This window comes from Terrirhizobium terrae (assembly GCF_030323265.1).
In the GTDB taxonomy this organism is placed as follows: Bacteria; Pseudomonadota; Alphaproteobacteria; order Rhizobiales; family Rhizobiaceae; genus Neorhizobium.
Genome location: NZ_CP104992.1, coordinates 2,948,774 through 2,971,592, shown reverse-complemented (window position 1 = coordinate 2,971,592; position 22,819 = coordinate 2,948,774). Strand labels below are relative to the sequence as shown.

At 60.9% G+C, this 22,819-nt stretch carries 21 protein-coding genes and 5 pseudogenes; 22 read left to right on the top strand and 4 right to left on the bottom strand.

Features of this window, described 5'->3' with window-relative positions; all coding sequences use genetic code 11:
* Window positions 1–7: 7 nt before the first annotated feature.
* The gene (locus N7E02_RS22495) at window positions 8–793 is read right to left on the bottom strand and encodes a glycoside hydrolase family 75 protein (RefSeq protein WP_286579818.1); all 786 of its coding nucleotides are present in this window, start codon (window positions 791–793) and stop codon (window positions 8–10) included.
* A 332-nt stretch (window positions 794–1,125) separates the two neighbouring features.
* Between N7E02_RS22495 and rpsF the strand changes: the two genes are divergently transcribed.
* The 5 genes from rpsF (at window position 1,126) to N7E02_RS22470 (ending at window position 5,380) form a co-directional block, all read left to right on the top strand.
* Window positions 1,126–1,623: a 30S ribosomal protein S6 gene (gene rpsF / locus N7E02_RS22490; RefSeq protein WP_286579817.1), complete on the top strand. Its 498-nt coding sequence runs from the start codon at window positions 1,126–1,128 to the stop codon at window positions 1,621–1,623.
* The gene (gene rpsR, locus N7E02_RS22485) at window positions 1,616–1,864 is read left to right on the top strand and encodes a 30S ribosomal protein S18 (protein WP_093002262.1); all 249 of its coding nucleotides are present in this window, start codon (window positions 1,616–1,618) and stop codon (window positions 1,862–1,864) included. Before rpsF ends, rpsR begins: the two co-directional genes overlap by 8 nt.
* A 155-nt stretch (window positions 1,865–2,019) precedes the next feature.
* Complete coding sequence (locus N7E02_RS22480; RefSeq protein ID WP_286579816.1) at window positions 2,020–3,000, top strand: DUF2232 domain-containing protein; 981 nt, start codon at window positions 2,020–2,022, stop codon at window positions 2,998–3,000.
* A 22-nt stretch (window positions 3,001–3,022) separates the two neighbouring features.
* The gene (gene rplI, locus N7E02_RS22475; protein WP_286579815.1) at window positions 3,023–3,598 is read left to right on the top strand and encodes a 50S ribosomal protein L9; all 576 of its coding nucleotides are present in this window, start codon (window positions 3,023–3,025) and stop codon (window positions 3,596–3,598) included.
* A 279-nt stretch (window positions 3,599–3,877) separates the two neighbouring features.
* The gene (locus tag N7E02_RS22470; protein ID WP_286579814.1) at window positions 3,878–5,380 is read left to right on the top strand and encodes a replicative DNA helicase; all 1,503 of its coding nucleotides are present in this window, start codon (window positions 3,878–3,880) and stop codon (window positions 5,378–5,380) included.
* 52 nt (window positions 5,381–5,432) lie between these two features.
* Here the strand turns inward: N7E02_RS22470 and N7E02_RS22465 are convergent, their stop codons facing one another.
* Window positions 5,433–6,443 (bottom strand): acyltransferase family protein, encoded by a 1,011-nt coding sequence (locus tag N7E02_RS22465; RefSeq protein WP_286579813.1) that lies wholly within the window; start codon window positions 6,441–6,443, stop codon window positions 5,433–5,435.
* A gap of 313 nt (window positions 6,444–6,756) precedes the next feature.
* Between N7E02_RS22465 and N7E02_RS22460 the strand changes: the two genes are divergently transcribed.
* The 9 genes and pseudogenes from N7E02_RS22460 to N7E02_RS22420 all read left to right on the top strand — a co-directional run bounded on the left by N7E02_RS22460 (window position 6,757) and on the right by N7E02_RS22420 (window position 14,628).
* The gene (locus tag N7E02_RS22460) at window positions 6,757–7,368 is read left to right on the top strand and encodes an SGNH/GDSL hydrolase family protein (protein WP_286579812.1); all 612 of its coding nucleotides are present in this window, start codon (window positions 6,757–6,759) and stop codon (window positions 7,366–7,368) included.
* Window positions 7,369–7,519: 151 nt separating this feature from the next.
* Window positions 7,520–8,683 carry an alanine racemase gene (gene alr / locus N7E02_RS22455; protein WP_286579810.1) on the top strand — a complete coding sequence of 388 codons (1,164 nt, stop codon included), beginning with the start codon at window positions 7,520–7,522 and terminating at the stop codon, window positions 8,681–8,683.
* 74 nt (window positions 8,684–8,757) lie between these two features.
* The gene (locus N7E02_RS22450; RefSeq protein ID WP_286579809.1) at window positions 8,758–9,015 is read left to right on the top strand and encodes a type II toxin-antitoxin system ParD family antitoxin; all 258 of its coding nucleotides are present in this window, start codon (window positions 8,758–8,760) and stop codon (window positions 9,013–9,015) included.
* Complete coding sequence (locus tag N7E02_RS22445) at window positions 8,997–9,308, top strand: type II toxin-antitoxin system RelE/ParE family toxin (RefSeq protein WP_353622926.1); 312 nt, start codon at window positions 8,997–8,999, stop codon at window positions 9,306–9,308. The genes N7E02_RS22450 and N7E02_RS22445 overlap by 19 nt, the downstream gene beginning before the upstream one ends.
* A 3-nt stretch (window positions 9,309–9,311) precedes the next feature.
* Window positions 9,312–10,724, top strand: coding sequence for a DNA repair protein RadA (radA, locus tag N7E02_RS22440; RefSeq protein WP_286579807.1), 1,413 nt, complete (start codon window positions 9,312–9,314; stop codon window positions 10,722–10,724).
* 128 nt (window positions 10,725–10,852) lie between these two features.
* On the top strand, window positions 10,853–11,452 hold the full coding sequence (locus N7E02_RS22435; protein ID WP_286579806.1) for a CvpA family protein: 600 nt from the start codon (window positions 10,853–10,855) through the stop codon (window positions 11,450–11,452).
* A gap of 133 nt (window positions 11,453–11,585) precedes the next feature.
* Window positions 11,586–13,089: pseudogene (gene purF / locus N7E02_RS22430) on the top strand (amidophosphoribosyltransferase).
* Window positions 13,090–13,198: 109 nt separating this feature from the next.
* Window positions 13,199–13,938 (top strand): annotated as a pseudogene (locus N7E02_RS22425) (SDR family NAD(P)-dependent oxidoreductase).
* Window positions 13,939–14,022: 84 nt separating this feature from the next.
* Complete coding sequence (locus N7E02_RS22420) at window positions 14,023–14,628, top strand: DedA family protein (RefSeq protein WP_286579805.1); 606 nt, start codon at window positions 14,023–14,025, stop codon at window positions 14,626–14,628.
* Window positions 14,629–14,645: 17 nt separating this feature from the next.
* On the opposite strand, the gene N7E02_RS22415 is transcribed toward N7E02_RS22420, so the two are convergent.
* Complete coding sequence (locus N7E02_RS22415; protein WP_286579804.1) at window positions 14,646–14,873, bottom strand: hypothetical protein; 228 nt, start codon at window positions 14,871–14,873, stop codon at window positions 14,646–14,648.
* A gap of 331 nt (window positions 14,874–15,204) precedes the next feature.
* Here N7E02_RS22415 and cysS point away from each other — a divergent pair.
* From cysS to cimA, 8 genes and pseudogenes are all read left to right on the top strand, one after another.
* Window positions 15,205–16,600 (top strand): annotated as a pseudogene (gene cysS / locus N7E02_RS22410) (cysteine--tRNA ligase).
* Between the two features lie 262 nt (window positions 16,601–16,862).
* Window positions 16,863–17,231, top strand: coding sequence for an endonuclease domain-containing protein (locus N7E02_RS22405; protein ID WP_286579803.1), 369 nt, complete (start codon window positions 16,863–16,865; stop codon window positions 17,229–17,231).
* Window positions 17,228–17,731, top strand: coding sequence for a GFA family protein (locus N7E02_RS22400; RefSeq protein WP_286579802.1), 504 nt, complete (start codon window positions 17,228–17,230; stop codon window positions 17,729–17,731). The genes N7E02_RS22405 and N7E02_RS22400 overlap by 4 nt, the downstream gene beginning before the upstream one ends.
* Window positions 17,728–18,236: pseudogene (locus N7E02_RS22395) on the top strand (GFA family protein). Before N7E02_RS22400 ends, N7E02_RS22395 begins: the two are co-directional and overlap by 4 nt.
* Window positions 18,233–18,712: pseudogene (locus tag N7E02_RS22390) on the top strand (GFA family protein); the annotation flags it as partial. The pseudogenes N7E02_RS22395 and N7E02_RS22390, both read left to right, overlap by 4 nt.
* Window positions 18,713–18,722: 10 nt before the next feature.
* A complete protein-coding gene (gene pip / locus N7E02_RS22385) occupies window positions 18,723–19,685 on the top strand; it encodes a prolyl aminopeptidase (RefSeq protein WP_286583985.1) in 963 nt (320 codons plus the stop codon).
* Window positions 19,686–19,716: 31 nt separating this feature from the next.
* Window positions 19,717–20,184, top strand: a complete 468-nt coding sequence (locus N7E02_RS22380; RefSeq protein ID WP_286579801.1) for a GFA family protein — start codon at window positions 19,717–19,719, stop codon at window positions 20,182–20,184.
* Complete coding sequence (cimA, locus tag N7E02_RS22375) at window positions 20,169–21,812, top strand: citramalate synthase (RefSeq protein WP_286579800.1); 1,644 nt, start codon at window positions 20,169–20,171, stop codon at window positions 21,810–21,812. Before N7E02_RS22380 ends, cimA begins: the two co-directional genes overlap by 16 nt.
* A 41-nt stretch (window positions 21,813–21,853) precedes the next feature.
* Here cimA and N7E02_RS22370 read toward each other — a convergent pair whose 3' ends face one another.
* The gene (locus N7E02_RS22370) at window positions 21,854–22,750 is read right to left on the bottom strand and encodes an alpha/beta fold hydrolase (RefSeq protein WP_286579799.1); all 897 of its coding nucleotides are present in this window, start codon (window positions 22,748–22,750) and stop codon (window positions 21,854–21,856) included.
* Between the last annotated feature and the right edge of the window lie 69 nt (window positions 22,751–22,819).

The following is a 22,819-nucleotide window of genomic DNA, read 5'->3' as shown; positions in this document are numbered from 1 at the left end:
AAGAATACTACCTGCAAGAGCCAATGGCTGTCTCGCCGCCGATGGAAGACAATAGCTCATCGGCCTTTCGATCCATGGCCTCAACCGTTTGAGGCCATGCAAAGTTTCGTCGGGAACCAGGAAACACGAGAAATTTCACCGTTCCCGGCGCGACCCCGCTTCCGGTCCGAGCATTCAGGTTCCGACCGCCCAGACGCTCGTAGAAAGCTATGGAAGCTTCTCCAAGGCGAGCATTGCTTCCGCCGCCCTGATCGGCAACGACGAAGGAAGTTCGCCTGCCGTTCTCGTGCCAGGCAATCCCCAAATCGCCCTTAGAGCCCGTGCCGTCCATCCGGGAAAACGCACTTCCGGGAAAAACGATATAGGGGACTTTTGTGGAGTCTACGTAGTTCGATGCAGAGTTGGCGGCAGCGCCATTCGTCAGCCACGTCTTCGCGACGAAAAAGCCCTTAGTCGGGCCGTTCGGCTGGATGTATGGGCGACTTTCGTCAGCCGGATCGGGGACAAGCACACTCCGCCACCAATTGGTCCCTGGAAATCCGGCATTGGCCGGGCAATCCAATCCTTTATGAGGATCTCGCATACAGTGCTTGCCCACATCGTCGGGATGGTAGGCATTCGGTGCGCCATCGGCATCTACGCGAGAATGTGCCGTAGAATAACAATATGCGCCGCCGGCCCTGTCTCTGAAGAGTTGCGTCCCCTTGAACTCGATCCAGGGCACAAAATCCGCAGCAGCAAAAGTCGGGCACAAAAGAACACAAGCGGTAAGCAGTTTCTTGCCAAGCCTCAAAACACCCTCCCCGGTTGCATTAAAATCACAACAGCATACCAATGGTTGCAATCAATACCCTCATACCCTCACCCCTTGCCTTTCCCGCAAAAATCCGTATAAGCCGCCCTGTTCGAAACACCCGGTCTTCTGGCTGGTGGCTGTACGGAGGGCAGATCCGCGAAAGCGGATCGCAGGAACCGCAAGCGTTCCGGCCTCCCGTGTCTCCGCTCTCGACCGTCTCGAAACAACAACTTTTCTTGCCGGCCTTTATTGGCCATCAGGAGCAGTCGTTGAGGCTTAGCCGCCGAAACCGGGTGAACAAAACAACCGCAAGAAAAGGCAAAGCTTACATGGCTCTCTACGAACACGTATTCCTTGCCCGGCAGGATATGTCCGCTCAGCAGGTTGATGCCCTCGTCGAACAGTACAAGGGTGTCCTCGAAGCTAACGGCGGCAAGGTCGGGCGCGTTGAAAACTGGGGCCTCAAGTCCCTGACGTACCGCATCAAGAAGAACCGCAAGGCTCACTACGCCCTGATGGACATCGACGCACCGGCTGCTGCCGTGCACGAGATGGAACGCCAGATGCGCATCAACGAAGACGTTCTTCGCTACATGACGATCGCCGTCGAGAAGCACGAAGAAGGCGCGTCTGCCATGATGCAGAAGCGTGACCGCGACGACCGTCCGCGTGACGACCGTGGCCCGCGCCGCGAATTCGGCGATCGTCCGCCGCGTCGCGATTTCGGCGACCGTCCTCCGCGTGACGGCGGCTTCGAGCGCGCACCGCGCCCGTCCGCTCCGCGCGAGATCGTAATCTGGGCCTCAAGGAGAAAACACAATGGCTGACGTATCCTCGTCCCCGGCACGCCGTCCGTTCCACCGCCGTCGCAAGACCTGCCCCTTCTCGGGCGCAAATGCACCGCGGATCGACTACAAGGACGTTCGTCTCCTGCAGCGCTACATTTCCGAGCGCGGCAAGATCGTTCCTTCGCGTATCACTGCAGTTTCCCAGAAGAAGCAGCGCGAACTGGCCCAGGCCATCAAGCGCGCCCGTTTCCTCGGCCTGCTGCCCTACGTCGTATCGTAATTGATACCGGACCCGCTGATTAACGTCAGCGGGTCTACTCCCTTCCGCGTTGGGCGCGGATCGGAAATGATAAAAACCCCATGTTGGGAATGAAGCGCCTGTCAAAATGATCCAGGCCCATCCCCAACTGCTTGATCTGGCAGGACAGCGAGACCGTGACGAACAAGACCTCAACAGTGCTGCCCACCGGCATTCTCGCCGGCGTCGTCGCCACCCTCCTCGTGATGGGTGCGAGTGCACAGTCGTCGCTCGCGTCCGTTCTCTATGCTGCCTCCGCGCTTCCCATTCTCGTCGCCGGCCTCGGCTGGGGCAACCGCGCGGCCATTGCCGGCGTCGTGACCGCCGCCGTTCTCGGTGCCGTCCTCGTCTCGCCGATCTTTGCCGTCACCACGGCAATCTTCACGCTGATACCGGCCGGCTGGCTGTCGCATCTCGCCAATCTGGCGCGCCCGGCTTCCGAACTCGGCGGTCCGGACGACCTGATCGCCTGGTACCCGATTTCCGATATCCTCCTGCATCTGTGCGGCCTCGTCACGCTTGCCGTCATCGCCCTCGGCGTCGCGATCGGCTACGGCCCGGAACTGACCGGCCAGATGGTCGATGCGATGACGGCTGCGTTCAGCGCGCAGGAACCGGCTTTCGCGCCGGATGCCGCAGGCCTTGCCCAGACCAAGGCGATGATGGTGCTGATGCTGCCGATGATGCAGGCCGGCATCTGGGTCCTGCTTCTGTTTTCGGCCTTCTATTTCGCCGTTCGTATCGTGTCGCGCACCGGCCGGGCGCTTCGTCCGCGCGAGGACATGCCATCGGCGCTGCGCATGAACCGCCATGCGATCTTCATCTTTCTAGCCGGCATCCTGCTCACCTTCCTGGGCGGCGTTCCGGCCATGATCGGTGCCACGATCTGCGGGGCGTTCGGCGCCGGCTTCCTGATGGCGGGATTTGCCGCCATCCATTTCCGCACACAGGGCAAGGACTGGCGCCTGCCGGCCCTCGTCCTCGCCTACCTATCGTCCATGCTTCTTCTTCCGGCCTTCGCCATCCTCGTTCTCGGACTGACCGAGACGCGGCGGACGATCGCGCTGACACCAGTGAAGAACGGGACGGATCAGAATACAGCCAATACCGAGACTTGAAGACCAGAAAGGAACTCTACCAATGCAAGTCATTCTGCTTGAACGCGTGCCGAAGCTCGGCCAGATGGGCGAAGTCGTGAAGGTTCGCGACGGTTATGCCCGTAACTTCCTGCTCCCGCAGGGCAAGGCGCTGCGCGCCAACGACGCCAACAAGAAGCGTTTCGACGCCGAGCGCGCAACGCTCGAAGCCCGTAACCTCGAGCGCAAGGGCGAAGCTGAAACCGTCGCCGAAGCACTCAACGGCAAGTCCTTCATCGTCGTCCGTTCGGCCGGCGAAACCGGTCAGCTCTACGGTTCTGTCGCTGCCCGCGACATCATCGACGTTCTGGCCGCCGAAGGCTTCAACCTTGGCCGCAACCAGGTCGACCTCAACACCCCGATCAAGGCGATCGGCCTGCACAAGGTCACCCTGCACCTGCACGCCGAAGTCGAGATCGAAGTCGAACTCAACGTTGCCCGTTCTGCCGAAGAAGCCGAGCGTCAGGCCAAGGGCGAAAGCCTCACCTCCGCTGACGCCATCTACGGCGTTGACGAAGACGCCCTGCGTCCGGAAGACTTCTTCGATCCGGATGCAGACCGCGACGGCGACGAAGAATAATCCACACCCGCAAGGGTCGGATAATAACGCCCGGTCTCATGGAGGCCGGGCGTTTTTTTGTCTCTTTTTCGCGCTATGATTCCGCTCATGCCGGACGAGTCGCGCAAGCTGCACAGTCAACCGGATTTGTCGCTTCATTACGTTTTTTGTTTCGCGTAGATGACAGCCGCTGTGGATAGCTGTGGGAATCACCGGGCGACAAAAAGCGCGGTTTCGAGGACGCCCACTTATCTCTAGAACCGGCATCTTGAATTGACGGACAGGACGGATCTGAAGACCATGAACGAAGCCGCGCGCAATATCACGTCGCTTAGCAACAAGTCTGCGGAGCCGCATTACCGCGAGGCGCCGAACAATATCGAGGCCGAACAGGCGCTGCTCGGCGCGATGCTGGTCAACAACGACGCCTATTACCGCGTCTCCGACTTCCTGAAGCCGCCCCATCTCTACGAGCCGCTGCACCGCAAGATCTACGAGGTTGCCGGCGACATCATCCGCATGGGCAAGACGGCGAACCCGATCACACTCAAGACCTTCCTGCCGGCAGACGACAAGGTGGGCGACTTGACGGTCGCGCAGTATCTGGCGCGCCTTGCCGCCGACGCCGTATCGATCATCAACGCCGAAGATTATGGCCGCGCGATCTACGATCTTGCGCTGCGCCGCGCGCTGATCACCATCGGCGAAGACGTCGTCAATATCGCCTATGACGCGCCACTCGACATGCCGCCGCAGAGCCAGATCGAGGATACCGAGCGTCGCCTGTTCGAACTGGCCGAAACCGGCCGCTATGACGGCGGCTTCCAGTCGTTCAATGATGCGGTGGCGATCGCCATCGACATGGCCGGACAGGCCTTCGAGCGTGATGGCCAGCTGTCCGGCATTTCCACCGGCATCATGTCGCTCGACGCCAAGATGGGCGGGTTGCAGCGCTCCGACTTGATCGTGCTTGCGGGACGTCCCGGCATGGGTAAGACCTCGCTTGCCACCAACATCGCCTACAATATCGCCGCAGCCTACGAGCCGGACGTCAATCCGGACGGTTCCTTCAAGGCCAAGAACGGCGGCGTCGTCGGCTTCTACTCGCTCGAAATGTCGTCCGAACAGCTCGCCACCCGTATCATCTCCGAGCAGACGGAAGTCTCCTCGTCGAAGATCCGCCGCGGTGACATTACCGAGGCCGATTTCGAAAAGCTCGTCGCCTGCTCCCAGATGATGCAGAAGGTGCCGCTCTTCATCGACCAGACCGGTGGTATCTCGATCGCCCAGCTGTCGGCCCGTGCCCGCCGCCTCAAGCGCCAGCGCGGCCTCGATTGCCTGGTGGTCGACTATATCCAGCTGATGACCGGCTCCGGCAAATCCGGTGAAAACCGCGTCCAGGAAATCACCCAGATCACCACGGGTCTCAAGGCGCTCGGCAAGGAACTGAACGTGCCGATCATCGCCCTGTCGCAGTTGTCGCGCGGCGTCGAAAGCCGCGAAGACAAGCGTCCGCAGCTCTCCGACCTTCGTGAATCCGGCTCGATCGAGCAGGACGCCGACGTCGTGCTCTTCGTGTTCCGTGAGGAATACTATGTGAAGAACATGGAGCCGCGCGATCTTTCCGATCCGAAATATCCGGAATGGGAAGCGCATATGGACAAGGTCAAGGGCACTGCCGACGTCATTATCGCCAAGCAGCGCCACGGACCGACCGGCACCGTAAAGCTCGCCTTCCAGTCGGAGTTCACCCGCTTCGCGGATCTCGCCGAGCCGAGCTTCGTGCAGTACGAAGAACCTTGACGAAGGCTCCAAAGTCTATCAGCCCTCAATAGTTTGAAGACCGTCACCGCGGCTATGACGCCGCGGTTTCTGCCGCGACTGCACTTGGCGGCTTCTCACGTGCGCTCAATCGGCGCCCGATCTTGATCAGGGGATCTTCGATCGCCGCATTCAGGACCGCAGCCACTGCGATCGACGCGAAATATGCAAGCGCGAAGATCGCCGCATAAGGCAGGGACATTCCCGCCTTCTGCATCCCCATCATGACGACATTGATGACCAGGACATGCGTCAGGTAGACGGCGAAGGTCAGCTTGCCGGCATAGGCAAGGGGCGGCCATGAGAGAAGCCCTCCCAGCTTCGACTGGCCATGCCAAAGACCGCCGACCAGAAACGCTGCGGCGAACGATGTCGCCAGGTTCCAGGCATAGTCATGAGGCGTAACCAGGCTCAACCCATAGAAGAGCACAATCGCAGCCGCCGCCGCATAGACCGTCCGGCCGCGAGCGAGAAGCGCCGTTACCACCGCATTCCGGGCCACGATGGCGAGCACTGTGCCGAACCCCAATCCGAGATAGCCCCGCAGGACATGCTCCCTTTCCGGCGCCAGGACAATCAGCGTCAGGATGACGGCTGGGAGAACCAGGAGCGGAAGGCGGATATTCCTGATGAACAGCAGCATGAAGATCGGCCAGAGAATGTAGAATTTCTCCTCGATCCCCAACGTCCAGGCATGCCCGAATATGTTGCCGGCACCTTCTCCCCGGTATTCCGAGTTGAAACTGATCAGCCACGGAAAGGCGGAAACGAAATTCTGCAGATCGGCGGACGAGCCGGACAGTTTGCCGATTACCAGCGCCGCGAGGCCATAGAGCGCGATGGTGAAAACGTAGAGCGGCACGATCCTGAACAGCCGTCGCAAGTAGAAGGAGCGCAGGCTGATCGTCCCGGTACGCTCGTATTCCTGAAGCAGGAGATAGGTGATGAGCCAGCCGCTCAGGGCAAAGAAAATATCGACCCCGATGGAGCCGTTGATATAGGCTGAGCCCCTGGCAAATGGTTTGCGATGGTCAGCAGGATGCATATAGCCCTGACGCCGTCCAATTCCGGCCTATAGTTCGTCCGCAATTCATACCTCTTAAAGTGATAATAAAATCAGCGCATGACCGAGGTGGCGAAGCCTCAAGGGCAAGTGGATTGCAATCAGTATCCGCTTTGCTGGATAAATATACGACACATTATCATATTTATATTTCACATTGCCAGCATCTCGTTCTGGCGAATGGAGTAAGAACCTGGACAGCTTCCGCAGAACTTTCGTCATCGGAAGTACGGCGCTTGCGACGGATATGATCCTTTGCCGACCGAATGCGGTGCCGGCGGCACAGGCCTCCTCCGTGGAGACACGCACAGTCGGGATCGTCATCGATGGCGACAGCATTTCCTCTGGCGGCTTTACCGCCGGCTGGCCGCCCTACCCCACGATCCTGGAGGCGCAGACTTCGGTACGCGTCGCAAATCGCGCAGGCTTCGGCCGGCCTCTGTCGCAATGTCTCTCCCAATATCCGAAGAACATCGCGCCGCTTTTTGCAGAAGGCTTTTCCTGGGTCATCATCATGGCGGGCATCAACGATCTGCTGAATGACGGCCGCAATGACAGAAGCCTCATTGCCGATATACGCACCTATTGTGCCCAAGCCCGGGCAACCGGCTTCAAGGTCGCAATAGGCAGCCTGCTTCCCGCCAAGATAGGAGCCAATAATTTCGATCCGCAGAAGGAACGATATCGCAGCTCCTACAATGCCTATCTCGCGTCGTCATGGGCGGAATTCGCGGATCGGTTCATCGATTTCTCGGATCTGATCAGCGATCCGGCTGATCCGTCGCAGCTTGGAGACGGCTTGCATCCGAACGCCCCGCAAAGGCACGCCATGGCCGATCTGGTGGCTCAGTCCTTCAGACTGGCGCCTCGCGAGATGATAGGAAACCGCGGTTCGGGCACGCCCTGAGCGACGATTTCTGCCGTGAAAGCAATGCCTCATCATCCTCAGCGATTGCGCAGACGTGACCGAATATAACCTTAAGGGTCTGTATTCTTCTCGCTAAACCTTTAGGATCGACTTAAAAATCGCCCGCCTCCTCCGCCCCTCGTGAGATGCCATGACAGATTTCCACAGCGACGACACTTTCTTCGATGAGTTCGATACGGCTCCGGTGCGGCTGACCGTCGACCTCGGCGCGCTTGCCGATAACTGGCGGGAAATGGCGAGGCGCTGCGGCTCGGTCAGTACGGCAGCCGTGGTCAAGGCGGATGCTTATGGCCTTGGGCTGGAGGACTGTGGCACCGCTCTCTACGAAGCCGGCGCGCGCGACTTTTTCGTGGCGATCGCCCAGGAAGGCGTAACGCTCAGGACCTATGCCCCGGATGCCCGCATCTATGTGCTCTCCGGCATCTGGCCCGGTCAGGAAAAGCTGTTCTTCGAACATGATCTGGTGCCAGTCATCGCCTGCGAAGAGCAGCTCGCCTTCTGGATGGCCGTGACAGCCGAGCATGGCGACCACCCCTGCGCGCTGCAGATCGACACCGGTTTCAACCGGCTTGGGTTGCCGATGGAGGATGCGATCGCCCTTGCCGATGACGTATCGCGTCCGGCAAGCTTTTCGCCCGTTCTCATCATGTCGCATCTGCATAGCGGCGACAACGCGGCCTCTCCGCTCAACCGCGCCCAGCTTGAATCTTTTCAACGGGTTGCGACGGCTTTTGAAGGGATACCGGCAAGTCTTGCGGCCTCCGGCGGCATCTTTCTCGGCCCCGAATACCATTTCGACCTGACCCGCCCCGGCATCGCCGTTTATGGCGGCGAGGCGGTAAACGGCATGAAGGCGCTGAAGCCCGTGGCCAAGGCCGAGGCACGCATCCTGCAGATTCGCGAGGCCCCATCCGGCTCCACGGTCAGCTATGGCGCAACCCACCAACTTTCGCGCAACAGCCGGCTGGCGGTCGTATCCGCTGGTTATGCCGACGGCTATCCGCGCTCGCTTTCCGGCTCCGGGGTTCCGATCCGCGCCGGCGGGACGCAAGGCGCCTACGGCTTTGTCGGCAATACCCGTGTCCCGGTGATCGGCCGCGTCACCATGGATCTGACCATATTCGACGTGACGGATGTTCCTGATGGAGATGTGCGTGTCGGCGACTATGTCGAGCTTTTCGGCCCACACATTCCAGTCGACGACGTTGCGCGCGCCGCCGGTACGATCGGCTACGAACTGCTGACCGGCCTCGGCCTGCGCTACGAGCGGCGATATATTTATCCGGACGACTGACGCCGCACCTTCCTCTTGGTGCCCTCTTGGAAGTCGAAAACCTTCATGTTAAAAGAGAACAAAAGGAGATCGAAATGACCGAGATCCATCTCAGCGACAAGCATAAGGCGTTTATCGAGGAACAGGTTAGATCCGGAACCTATGACAGTGCCGATGATGTCATTGCCGCAGGACTAGCGCGCCTTGGAAGCGAGGATGAACACCTGCAAGCGATGATCGCTGAAGCCGATGCGCAGCTGGAGCGAGGTGAGTTTGTCACTTTCCCCAGCGCGGACGCCCACGCCGACTCGATTATCGAACGGGGGATGCAGATATTAAATCGAAAGAGCTGATTTACGCCCCGCTCGCCGACGAAGACCTTCTCAACATATTCCTTTACATAGCTGCCGATGACCCGGTGGTTGCATCTCACTTCGTGCGAGACTTGACTCGCAAGATCGAGTGGATCGCGACGACCGGCTTTCAGGAAGTACTTCGCGATAACCTTTCACCGGGCTTGAAAGCCCTGCCCTACCGTAAGCGCTGCATATACTTTCGAACGACGGAAACGACAGTCCGCATTGTTCGCGTCCTGCACGGACATCAAAATCTCTCTCCAGACCTATTCAGGACCGAACAAGACTAAGTCATGGCAAAAACCAAAACCCAATTCGTGTGCCAGAACTGCGGCACGGTGCATAGCCGCTGGGCCGGCAAGTGCGATGGCTGCGGCGAGTGGAATACGATCGTCGAGGAAGACCCGATGGGCGGTATCGGCGGCGGCCCCGGCAAGGCGCCAAAGAAGGGCCGCGCCGTGGCACTCACGTCGCTGTCGGGCGAAACGGAACAGGCGCCGCGTGTCCATACCGGCATTTCCGAACTCGACCGCGCCACCGGCGGCGGCTTCGTGCGCGGCTCGGCGGTGCTGATCGGTGGCGATCCCGGCATCGGCAAGTCGACGCTTCTGATGCAGGCGGCGGCCGCCCTCTCCCGTCGCGGCCATCGCATCATCTATGTCTCAGGCGAAGAGGCCGTGGCGCAGGTGCGGCTACGTGCCCAGCGTCTGGGTGCAGCCGATTCAGATGTTCTGCTAGCCGCGGAAACCAATGTCGAGGATATCCTCGCCACCATTTCGGAAGGCAAGCGCCCGGACCTCGTCATCATCGATTCGATCCAGACGCTGTGGAGCGACACCGCCGACAGTGCCCCCGGCACCGTCACCCAGGTGCGCACCGGCGTGCAGGCAATGATCCGCTTTGCCAAGCAGACGGGCGCCGCCATGGTTCTCGTCGGCCATGTCACCAAGGAAGGCCAGATCGCCGGCCCCCGCGTCGTCGAGCACATGGTCGATGCGGTCCTCTATTTCGAAGGCGATCGCGGCCATCATTACCGCATCCTCAGGACGGTGAAGAATCGCTTCGGGCCGACCGACGAGATCGGCGTGTTCGAGATGTCCGACAAGGGATTGCGCGACGTCTCCAACCCGTCGGAACTGTTTCTGGGCGAGCGCAATGCCAAATCACCCGGCGCTGCGGTCTTTGCCGGCATGGAGGGCACGCGTCCGGTTCTGGTCGAGGTACAGGCACTTGTGGCGCCGACCTCGCTCGGCACGCCGCGCCGCGCCGTGGTCGGCTGGGATAGTTCGCGCCTCGCCATGATCCTTGCGGTGTTGGAAGCCCATTGCGGCGTGCGGCTTGGCCAGCATGACGTCTATCTCAACGTGGCCGGCGGCTACCGGATTTCAGAACCGGCGGCTGACCTTGCGATCGCGTCCGCGCTTGTCTCCTCGCTCGCCGGTGCAGCACTTCCCGCCGATCATGTGTATTTTGGCGAGATCAGCCTGTCCGGCGCGGTTCGCCCGGTATCGCAGACCGCTCAACGGCTGAAAGAGGCGGAAAAGCTCGGCTTTGCCGGGGCGCTCCTGCCGGCCAGTTCCGCCGAACTGCCAAAGGGCGGTGCCCGATGGACGGAGGTGGAAGACCTGCCCGATCTCGTTTCCCGCATTGCCGGATCGGCAAAGAAACTGGGGAAAGGCCATGAAAATGGCGGCGAAGATGATTGATCTTCCGTTAATGGCTTGGCTGATGTAAGACACTGCGCCCAATACTGAATTGCCGGGCGGCCGAATGCCGGCGTAAGCGTCGGCTGCAGGCATCAGGTGTGAACGGCAGGTTCTGGAGTAGAGTTTACATGCCCATTACGATTTTCGACGGTGTTGTCATCGGCGTCACCCTGTTTTCCGCGGTGCTCGCCATGGTCCGCGGCTTTTCCCGCGAAGTGCTGTCGATCGCCAGTTGGGCCGGTTCGGTTGCCGCCGCCTATTATCTTTATCCGCTGGTCGTCCCCTATGCGGAAAAATACACGTCCGACCATCGCATCGCGATCGCGGCATCGGCAGGCATCATATTCCTGATCGCTCTGATCATTATCTCTTTCATCACTTCGCGGATTGCCGACTTCATCATCGACAGCCGTATCGGCGCGCTGGATCGCACGCTCGGCTTCCTGTTCGGCGCGGCCCGCGGTATCCTGCTTCTCGTCATCGCCGTCGCCTTCTGGAACTGGCTTGTACCAGTCCAGGCGCAACCGGCATGGGTTACACAGGCAAAATCCAAGCCCTTCCTCGATACACTGGTCGCGCGCCTGGAAGCTGTTCTTCCCGAAGACGTAGAGCCGCAGATCCGTGCCCGCATAACAGGCAAGGAAGAGGCTCCGGCCGACCCGACCGCTGATCCGACGCCAGGTCAGGAACTGCCGCCGGTGGGTGACGCACCTACAACAAATAATTGACGCAGTGTTGCGCTTGATGCAGCGCTAATCGTCACCATTTGTGGTAACATTCGAATTCAGATAGAGAGCGGGCTGGCTCCGGGAATGTTTTCCCGGCCGGCCTTTCCATTTTCCGAAAGGGCACGGGCTCACAATGGACCAGTCGGCTTCGCAGACTTTTGACGTCAACCTCTCCAACGAATGGGAGGACGACACGCTTCACGAAGAATGCGGCGTGTTCGGCATCCTCGGCCATCCGGATGCGGCGACGCTGACGGCGCTCGGGCTGCACGCCCTGCAACATCGCGGCCAGGAAGCGGCCGGCATCGTCTCCTTCGACGGTCTGCGCTTCCATTCGGAACGCCGCATGGGCCTTGTCGGCGATCATTATACCGACCCTGCGACGCTCGCCAAACTGCCCGGCAATATCTCGATCGGCCATGTCCGTTATTCGACAACCGGCGAAGTGGCGCTGCGCAACGTCCAGCCACTGTTTGCGGAACTCGAAGTCGGCGGCATCGCGATTGCCCATAACGGCAACTTCACCAATGGCCTGACGCTCCGTCGCCAGCTGATCGCCGGTGGCGCCATCTGTCAGTCCACGTCCGATACGGAAGTCGTCCTCCACCTCATCGCCCGCTCCCGCTATTCCTCCACCGCCGACCGCTTCATCGATGCGATCCGCCAGATGGAGGGCGGCTATTCGATGGTCGCGATCACCCGCACCAAGCTGATCGCCGCCCGCGATCCCACCGGCATCCGTCCGCTGGTCATGGGCGAACTCGACGGCAAGCCGATCTTCGCGTCGGAAAGCTGCGCACTCGACATCATCGGCGCGAAGTTCGTCCGTGACGTCGAAAACGGCGAAGTCATCATCTGCGAGATCCAGCCCGACGGCTCGATCTCGATCGACGCCCGCAAGGCCGGCAACGGCCAGCCGGAGCGTCTCTGCCTGTTCGAATATGTCTACTTCGCCCGCCCTGACTCGGTCGTCGGCGGCCGTTCGGTCTATGTCGCGCGCAAGAACATGGGCATCAATCTCGCCAAGGAAGCCCCGGTCGAAGCCGATGTCGTCGTGCCCGTGCCGGATGGCGGCACGCCGGCAGCGCTGGGCTACGCACAGGAAAGCGGCATCCCGTTCGAATACGGCATCATCCGCAACCACTATGTCGGCCGTACCTTCATCGAGCCGACCCAGCAGATCCGCGCCTTCGGCGTGAAGCTGAAGCATTCGGCCAACCGTGCGATGATCGAAGGAAAGCGCGTCGTGCTGGTCGACGATTCTGGTCGTGCGCGGCACCACCTCGCTGAAGATCGTGCAGATGATCCGCGACGCCGGCGCCAAGGAAGTACATCTGCGCGTCGCAAGCCCGATGATCTACTATCCGGACTTCTACGGCATCGACACGCCGGACCGGGAAAAGCTACTCGCCAACCAGTATGAAAGCCTGGAAGCGATGTGCAAATATATCGGCGCGGATCTGCTTGAATTCCTGTCGATCAATGGCCTCTACCGCGCCGTCGGCGGCGAGGATCGCAATGACGCGCGCCCGCAGTTCACCGACCATTACTTCACCGGCGACTACCCGACCCGTCTTCTCGACAAGGACGGCGAGGCCGTCGGCCGCAAGGTCTCGCTGCTCGCCAGCAACGGATAAGCCCCTGCGACGGGTTAGCCCGTTTCCAACCGGTGGCAAAAGCTTTAGAAGGCTGCGGAAACGCAGCCTTCTTTTTGGGCGGCCGTAAATACGGGAACGGGAAGAGAGCATGACCATCGATCTTAAAGGCAGGATTGCGCTGGTGACGGGCGCCTCGCGCGGCATCGGTTATTTCACCGCGCTGGAACTCGCCAAGGCCGGCGCGCATGTGATCGCCACCGCCCGTACGGTGGGGGGCTCGAAGAGCTCGATGATGCCATCCAGGCTGCCGGTGGTTCGGCCACGCTGGTGCCGTTCGATCTGTCCGACATGGAAGCGATCGATCGTCTCGGCGCTTCCATCTTCGAGCGCTGGGGCAAACTCGACATTCTTGTCGCCAATGCCGGCATTCTCGGCGTCATCGCGCCGGTCGCCCATGTGGAGGCCAAGATATTCGAACGGGTGATGACGACCAATGTCACGTCAATGTGGCGGCTGATCCGCTCGCTTGAACCGCTGCTCGTCAAGTCCGACGCCGGTCGCGCTCTGCTGCTCTCCTCCGGCGTCGCCACCAATCCGCGCGCCTTCTGGGGCGCCTATGCGATGTCCAAGGCAGCCGTCGAGACGATGGGCCGGATCTGGGCCGAGGAAATGGCCCATACGCCGCTCAAGATCAACATGGTCAATCCGGGCGCCACCCGCACGGCGATGCGCGCCCAGGCCATGCCGGGCGAAGATCCGGAAACCCTGCCGCATCCTTCCGAGGTCGCCCGGAAAATCCTGCCGCTTGCCTGTCCCGAGATGACCGAAAGCGGCCGGCTGTTTGTCGTGCGTGAAAACCGCTTCGTCGATTACCAGGTACCGGCCTAAGTCCTGACCAGATGAGCGCTTTCGGCATGACTTTGACCGCGGCTCCGCTAGTTTGACGACAATCGGTCATCGCGGAGCCTGCCCTTGTCGCCTGAACACCTGATTGCGCAATATGGCGTTCTCGCCGTCTTCCTCGGCGCTGCTTTCGAGGGAGAAACCGCCGTTTTTCTCGGCGGGGTCTTTGCGCATCGGCATTTCATGACATGGTGGGAGGCAGCGGCTGCCGCGACCTTCGGTTCCTTTGCCGCCGACCAGGCATGGTTCTTCGCTGGGCGCTATGCCAACCGGCTCACCTTTGTCCAACGCTTCCTCAAGATGGAGGCCGCCACCAAGGTGAGCCGCCTTCTCGAAGCGCATCCGACCGGCTTCATCCTGTCCTTCCGCTTCATCTACGGCATGCGCACGGTGAGCCCGGTGCTGATCGGGCTGTCGGCCGTTCCTGCCCTGCGTTTCGTCGTGCTGAATTTCATCGCCGCGGTCGTCTGGGGCACTTTGATCATCACGATCGGCTATCTGTTCGGCAATGCCGTGGAGGCGCTTTTCGGACGATCGAGGCTGCACATGCATCTTCTAATCATGCTGGTGCCGATCGCCTTTGCAGTCGTGCTCGCGGCTTTCGCCTCACGTCGATGGATGCATCACAGATTGAAGACAGTCGAAGCGCCTCAAGGGCAGAAGCATCCGCGGTAAAAAGGAGCGAGGAAAGCTCAGACTTCCGCCAGCCTTGCATGGGTATCGACCACGCGTTCGAGCAACAGGTCTTCGTCGCGAACACCCAACTGATAGAAACGAATGGCCATGGCTGCCAATCGCATGGCGGCAGGGTCATGCTGGGAGCGGCCCGTCAGCCCGCGGGCGATCTGATAGATATGCGCCAGCTTCCTGAGCTCGTGCGGCTCAAGCGGGGTACCAACGAAAGTGGGTCTTGGGTTCATGCCAGCCTCGGACCATTCATCAGATAAAACTAATATGTCGAATCACTAAAAGTCCGCCAAGCGCCTGCGAGAAGATTGCTTAACCAAAAGTTAAACCGGGAGTTTAACCCACAAGGAATTGCGCCTGCCCATCGGCCATCCGCCCTTGACCAAATCGGCGGGTCGCGCCATAAACCTTGCCATGAACACGGCGATTTCCATTTGTGGGAAGATTATCCGCTAGCGCTTGGCGCTGGTCCGGCCGTTTTCGTCTCTCGAAAAGCCTTGAAGACAAACGCTCCGGTCCGGTACCGGTCGATGCATGCCGTTTGCAGGTTGGGAGAATTTTTCTATGAGCGTCACGCTCAAGCTACACAATACCTTGAACCGCGAGAAGACGGCCTTCCGGCCGATCGATGCCGAAAACGTGCGCATGTATGTCTGCGGCCCGACGGTCTATGATTTCGCCCATATCGGCAATGCCCGCCCGGTCATCGTGTTCGACGTGCTGTTCCGCCTGCTGCGTCTTGTCTATGGCGAGGCGAAGGTGACCTATGCGCGCAATATCACGGACGTCGACGACAAGATCAACGCCCGGGCGCTGCGCGATTTCCCGCACCTGCCGCTGAACGACGCGATCCATGCGGTGACGGAAAAGACGGCGAAGCAGTTCCACGAGGATGTGGCGGCGCTCGGTTGCCTGGAGCCGACCGTCGAGCCCCGCGCCACCGACAATATCGCCCAGATGATCGACATCATCGAAAAGCTGATCGCCCGCGGCCACGCCTATGTGGCGGAAGGCGAAGTGCTGTTCGACACGAAGTCGATGACCGATTACGGCCAGCTTTCCAAGCGCCCGCTCGACGAGCAGCAGGCCGGCGCGCGCGTCGCAGTCGATGCCCACAAGAAGAACCCGGGCGACTTCGTGCTGTGGAAGCTCTCCTCTCACAACGAACCCGGCTGGGACAGCCCTGGGGCCGCGGCCGTCCGGGCTGGCATATCGAATGCTCGGCCATGAGCCAGCGTTATCTCGGCGAGGTGTTCGACATCCATGGCGGCGGGCTGGACCTGATCTTCCCGCACCACGAGAACGAGATCGCTCAGTCGCGCTGCGCCCATGGCACGCAGGTGATGGCGAACATCTGGATGCATAACGGCTTCGTGCAGGTCGAAGGCCGCAAGATGTCGAAGTCTGAAGGCAATTTCATCACCATCAACCAGCTGCTCGCGACCGACACGTTCGGTGGCCGCCAGTGGCCGGGCGAAGTGCTGCGCCTCGCCATGCTGATGACCCATTATCGCGAGCCGATCGATTTTTCGATCAAGCGGCTGGAAGAAGCCGAGCGCCTGATCGCCAAATGGCCGGCGGTCGATCCGTCCGAAATCCCGGCGGATACGGCCCCTGCCCGATCGTTCTCGATGCGCTGGCCGACGACTTGAATTCGGTCGCCGCCGTGCAGCGCATCCACGCGCTGGCGCAGGAAGCCAATGCCGACAGGACGTTGCTGCCGATGTTCGCGGCAAGCGCTGCCCTTCTCGGCATTCTCCCGAAGAAGACCGAGATCGATGAAGCGCTTGCCAATGCCGTCGACGCCCTGGTCGCGATGCGGCTCGAAATGCTGAAGGCGAAGAATTTCGCAGAAGCCGACAAGATCCGCGACGAACTTTCCGCCAAGGGCATCCAGCTAAAGGACGGCAAGGATGCAGCGAGCGGCGAACGGGTGACGACCTGGGAGGTCAAGCGGTAGGATGTTTTGGGCAGCGGCAAGAGTTACCCCCTCTGCCCTGCCGGGCATCTCCCCCACAAGGGGGAGATCAGCAAGACGCGGCCTCCCCGCCCAAAAAGAACGGTTGCTTTTTGGGGACTAGCCAAGCGTATGAGAACGGCAAACTCAGCCTTGGATTGAGATTGCGGCTTAGCTACTATCCGATCTCCCTCCTTGTGGGGGAGATGCCCGGCAGGGCAGAGGGGGTATCCGGCGCTCAGCGTTGATGACAAAGGAGCATGACTTGCCGCATGCCCCGATTTCACCAAAGCTTCGCACCAACGCCAAGCACATGCGCAAAGCCATGACCGAAGCAGAACTGAAACTCTGGAACTCCATCCGTGCTCATCGGCTCATGGGGCTTGGCTTTCGTCGCCAATTGCCCATCGGCGGCTATATTGTCGACTTCGCATGCTCCACTCACCGACTGATTGTAGAAGTCGATGGCTCGCAGCATGGCAACGACCGTGACCTTCGTTACGACGCCCTCAGAACACAACGACTGGAACAGGATGGCTGGACCGTTCTGCGCTTCTGGAATGACGATGTCGTCAAGGATATCGATAGTGTCTGCCTACATATCCTGACGGTGGCCGGAGAGGTTCGACCATGACAGCTTTCCACAACGGCGGGTGCCAGTGCGGCGCCGTGCGTTATCGGGCGGAAGGCGCGCTCGGGTTTCCGCATGTCTGCCATTGCCGCATGTGCCAGAAGGCGGCGGGCGGCTATTTCATGCCGTTCGGCGGCGTCATGCGCGAGAACTTTTCGCTCACCCGCGGCGAGCCGGCATGGTTTCAGTCGTCGGAAACGGTGCGACGCGGCTTCTGCGTCGAGTGCGGCACGCCACTCTTCTATGATGGCGGAGCGGATCACATCAGCATCACGCTAGGATCGCTCGATGAGCCCGAAAGCGTGAAGCCTGAGGTCCAGACGAACCTTGGGCGCAAGATGCCGTGGTTCGGCGAGCTGGATGTCCTGCAACACGACGGCAGCTTCGACATGAAGCCCGAGGATGAGGCCGCGATCGCGAAGAGCAGTCGCCAGCATCCGGATCACGACACCGAAACCTGGCCTCCACTTCCGTCCAAGGCACGGCCGGAGGAGCGGACATGACCCATCATCTCCATACCGGCGGCTGCCAATGCGGCGCGATCCGCTTTCGCATAGAGGGCAAGCCTGGACAGTCGTCGATCTGCCATTGTCGCATGTGCCAGAAGGCATTCGGCGCCTATTACGCGCCGCTCGTCTCGACCCGTGGCGCCACCTTCACCTGGACGCGGGGCGCGCCAAAATATTTCTCTTCGTCCAATCACGTGCGCCGCGGCTTCTGCGACAACTGTGGCACGCCGCTGACCTACGAGGCGGCGGACGGCTTGGCGATCTCGGCGGGAGCGTTGGACGATCCGTCGAGCCTGCCGCCGTCGATGCAATACGGCGTCGAGGCGAAGGTGCCGTTCGTCGATCACCTCGGCGCGCTGCCTGCGCATCACACCATGGATGATATCGCGGAAGCCCCTTCCTCGCCGATATCGTCTCGAACCAGCATCCCGACCACGACACGGAGACGTGGCAACCTGTTGCCGCCACCGGCGGCGTCACCAAGGAGGACAGCGCATGACGGAATCTGCAAGATCAGCACAAGAGAGATCCGGCGGCTGCCAGTGCGGCGCCGTGCGTTTCCGGATCCGCGGTGAACTCGGCCGTGCCTCGATCTGCCATTGCCGCATGTGCCAGAAAGCCTTCGGCGGCTTTTTCGGCCCGCTTGTCTCGACGTCGGAAAATGGGGTCGAGTGGACCCGCGGCGAGCCGAGATACTTCCAGTCCTCCGTCAATATCGATCGCGGGTTCTGCGAGAACTGCGGCACGCCGCTCACCTATCGCCACCCGCAGGGTCTGGAGATCGCCATCGGCGCCTTCGACGAGCGGGATGATCTGGCACCCCAGGTCCAGGTCAATCACGATTTCAGGCTGCCCTGGGTGGAGAAAATCTTCGACGCGCCAGTGCATCGGGATACCGATTATTACCAGCGCCAGGAACAGATCATCTCCTTCCAGCACCCCGACCACGATACCGAAAACTGGCCTGCAAAGGGCTTCACCTATGATGCCTACCGAAGTTCTGCGCACGCTCTATCCCGCCACGACGGCCTACGAGACGGGCACGCTCGATGTCGGCGACGGCCATGTGATCAACTGGGAGCGCCATGGCACAAAAGGCGCCAAGCCCGTCGTCTTCCTGCATGGCGGCCCGGGTGGCGGCATCACGCCGATCCAGTCTCGCCTGTTCGATCCGCACCTCTACGACATTCTTCTCTTCGATCAGCGCGGTTGCGGGAAATCGACACCCTATGCCGGCCTCGACAACAACACGACCTGGGATCTGGTCGCCGACATCGAGCGACTGCGCGAGATGGTGGGCGTCGAGAAATGGCAGGTCTTCGGCGGTTCCTGGGGCTCGACGCTGGCGCTTGCCTATGCCGAGACCCATCCCGAGCGCGTGACGGAGCTTCTGCTGCGCGGCGTCTATACCTTCACCAAGGCCGAACTCAGCTGGTACTATCAGTTCGGCGTCTCGGAAATGTTCCCTGATGCGTGGGAGGCCTTCGTCGCGCCCGTCCCGGAAAACGAGCGCCACGAGATGATGCTCGCCTATCACCGCCGGCTGACGGGTTCGGACAAGGCCGAGCAGATCCGCTGCGCCAAGGCATGGAGCACCTGGGAGGGCTCGACCATCACCCTTCTGCCCGATCCGGCAATGACGGCCGGTTTCGGCGAAGATCATTTTGCCCTCGCCTTCGCCCGCATCGAGAACCACTATTTCGTCAATGCCGGCTGGCTGGAAGAAGGCCAGCTTCTGCGCGATGCGACGAAGCTCAAAGGCATTCCCGGCGTCATCGTGCATGGACGCTACGACATGCCCTGCCCGCTGAAATATGCCTGGCAGCTGTCGAAGGTTTGGACCGATGCAGACTTCCACATCATCGAGGGCGCGGGGCATTCGGTGTCCGAGCCTGGCATCACCGACCAGCTCATTCGCGCGACGGACAGGTTCGCGGGAAAGAGTTAGCCTAACCCGAAAGAACGGGGAGGAGGAATAGATGAGTGAGCGTTTGAGCGGCGGCTGCCAATGCGGCGCCGTCCGTTATTCCGTTCAAGGCGAGATTGCCGAACGCGCCATCTGCCACTGTCGCATGTGCCAGAAGGCCGTGGGCTCGATCGTCTGGCCGTTCCTCACGGTCAAGGTGAAGGATGTCACGTGGACGCGCGGAACTCCTGCTCTCTACCGGAGTTCGGCCGCCGGTGAGCGCGGCTTCTGTGGCACCTGCGGCACACCGCTCAGCTTCCAGACTGTCGGCGGCACCGAAATAGACCTGTCGATCGGAAGCCTCGACGATCCGTCCGCCATCAAGCCCGACCATCAGTATTTTACCGGCACCCGCATGCCTTGGTTCGATGAGCTCGCCGGCCTGCCGGAGAAACCAAGTTCTGCCTCACCCGAAGATATCGAACGGCGACGCCCCTACCAGCATCCCGACCACGACACCACAGAATGGCCAAGACCATGACCTCCGCCCCGACCACCAGAGACCGCATCCACCTCTTCGACACCACGCTTCGCGACGGGCAGCAGACACCCGGCGTCGATTTTTCCGTCGAGGACAAGATCGCGATTTCGGCGATGCTCGATGAGTTCGGCTTCGACTATGTCGAGGGTGGATATCCCGGCGCCAACCCGACCGACACCGCCTTCTTCAGCCAGAAGCGGACGACACGCGCGAAATTCGTCGCCTTCGGCATGACCAAGCGGGCCGGCATTTCCGCCTCCAACGATCCGGGGCTCGCCACGCTGCTGCAGGCAAAGAGCGACGCGATCTGTTTCGTCGCAAAGAGCTGGGATTACCATGTCGCCGTCGCGCTTGGCTGCACCAACGAGGAAAACCTCGAATCCATCCGCGACAGCGTCGAAGCCGCAAAGTCCGCGGCCAAGGAGCCGCTGGTCGATTGCGAGCATTTCTTCGACGGCTACAAGGCCAATCCGGCCTACGCGCTTGCCTGCGCCCGCACGGCCTATGACGCCGGTGCCCGCTGGGTCGTACTCTGCGACACCAATGGCGGCACGCAGCCGAACGAGATCCGCGAGATCGTGGCTGCGGTCATCGCATCGGGCATCCCGGGCAGCGCACTCGGCATCCACGCCCATGACGATACCGGTCAGGCGGTTGCCAATTCGCTGGCCGCCATCGAGGCCGGCTGCCGGCAGGTACAGGGCACGCTGAACGGCATCGGCGAACGCTGCGGCAATGCCAACCTGATCACGCTGATCGCCACGCTCTGTCTCAAGGAGGCCTATGCCTCCCGCTTCGAGACCGCGATCGACCCGGAGCGGCTTACCGGGCTGACGCGCCTGTCTCATTCCTTCGACGAACTGCTCAACCGTTCGCCCAACCATCAGGCGCCCTATGTCGGCGCCTCCGCCTTCGCCACCAAGGCCGGCATCCATGCCTCGGCGCTGCTGAAAGACCCGCGCACCTACGAGCATGTGCCGCCTGAAAGCGTCGGCAATTTTCGCAAGGTCATGGTCTCGGATCAGGGCGGCAAGTCGAACTTTATCAATGCCCTGAAGCGCCGCGGCATAGAGGTCGCCAAGGACGATCCGAAGCTCGACCAGCTGATCTCGATCGTCAAGGAACGCGAGGCCTCGGGTTATGCCTATGAGGGCGCCGATGCGAGCTTCGAGCTGCTGGCCCGCCGCACGCTCGGCGTCATTCCGGACTTCTTCGACGTCGACGGTTTCCGTGTGATGGTCGAGCGTCGCTTCGACAGTTTCGGCCGGGTAAAGACGGTATCGGAAGCCGTGGTACGGATCGTCATCGATGGCGTGCAGCATATGTCGGTGGCCGAGGGCGACGGCCCGGTCAACGCGCTCGACCTCGCGCTGCGCAAGGATTTCGGCAAATACCAGAACGAGATCGACGACCTCGTGCTCGCCGACTTCAAGGTGCGCATCCTCAATGGCGGTACCGAGGCGATTACCCGCGTCCTGATCGAATCCACCGATTCGAGCGGCGTTCGCTGGTGGACGGTCGGCGTGTCGGAAAACATCATCGACGCCTCGTTTCAGGCGCTGATGGATTCGGTCATTTACAAGCTGATGAAGAACCGCCAGCTGGCGGGAAAGATCGCGGCGGAATAGCCTCCGCCGCGATACCATTTATCGACGGGATCGCCCGCCCCTCAGCCTTTGACCGACCGGTCGAGAAAATCCTGCATCAGCGGCGCAATCACGTCGAGCTTGTCCTCGAGAGCGAAATGACCGGTGTCGAGGATATGCAACTCGGCGTGGGGAAGATCCCTCATGTAGGGATGAGCCCCCTCTTCCGGGAAAATGTAGTCGTTCTTGCCCCAGACGATCAGGGTCGGCGGCTTGCGCTCGCGGAAGAAGGCCTGGAATTCGGGGTAGAGCGGCACGTTCGTGCCGTAGTCATGAAACAGGTCGAGCTGGATATCGCTGTTGCCTGGCCGGTCGAGCAGCGCCTGGTCCTGCAGCCAGTTGTCGGGGCTGATGCGCGACAGGTCCTTGACGCCGTCGGTATACTGGAACTTGGTGATATCGAGCGTGACGAGCTTGCCCAGTGCCTTGCGATCCTCATCCGAACCACTCTTCCAATAGGCCTTGATCGGATCCCAGAATTCCCGCAGGCCCTCCTCGTAGGCATTGCCGTTCTGCACGATCATCGCGGTGATCCGTTCCGGATGCTTGAGCGCCAGCCGGTAGCCCACAGGCGCACCGTAATCCATCACATAGATCGCATAGCGGTTCGCGCCGAGCTTCGTCACAAGCTTGTCGACCAGGTCGGCATAGTGGTCGAACGTATATTTGAACGTCTTGTGGTCCGGCGCATCGCTATAGCCGAAGCCCGGATAATCCGGCGCGATCACGCGGTAGCGATAGGCAAGAAGCGGGATGAGGTTGCGGAACATGTGGGACGAGGTCGGGAAGCCATGCAGCAGCAGCACGACCGGGCCGTCCACCGGCCCTGCCTCACGGTAGAACATGTTAACGCCGTCGATCGTGGCATTGCGATAATGCACGGTAACCGGTGCGGGGCGGACGCTAGCAATCTGATCCATTTCAGTTCTCCAAGTGGTTGACATTAAACCCAAAACTTTTGACGCTGAGGCGTATCTCCGGCCAGTGGC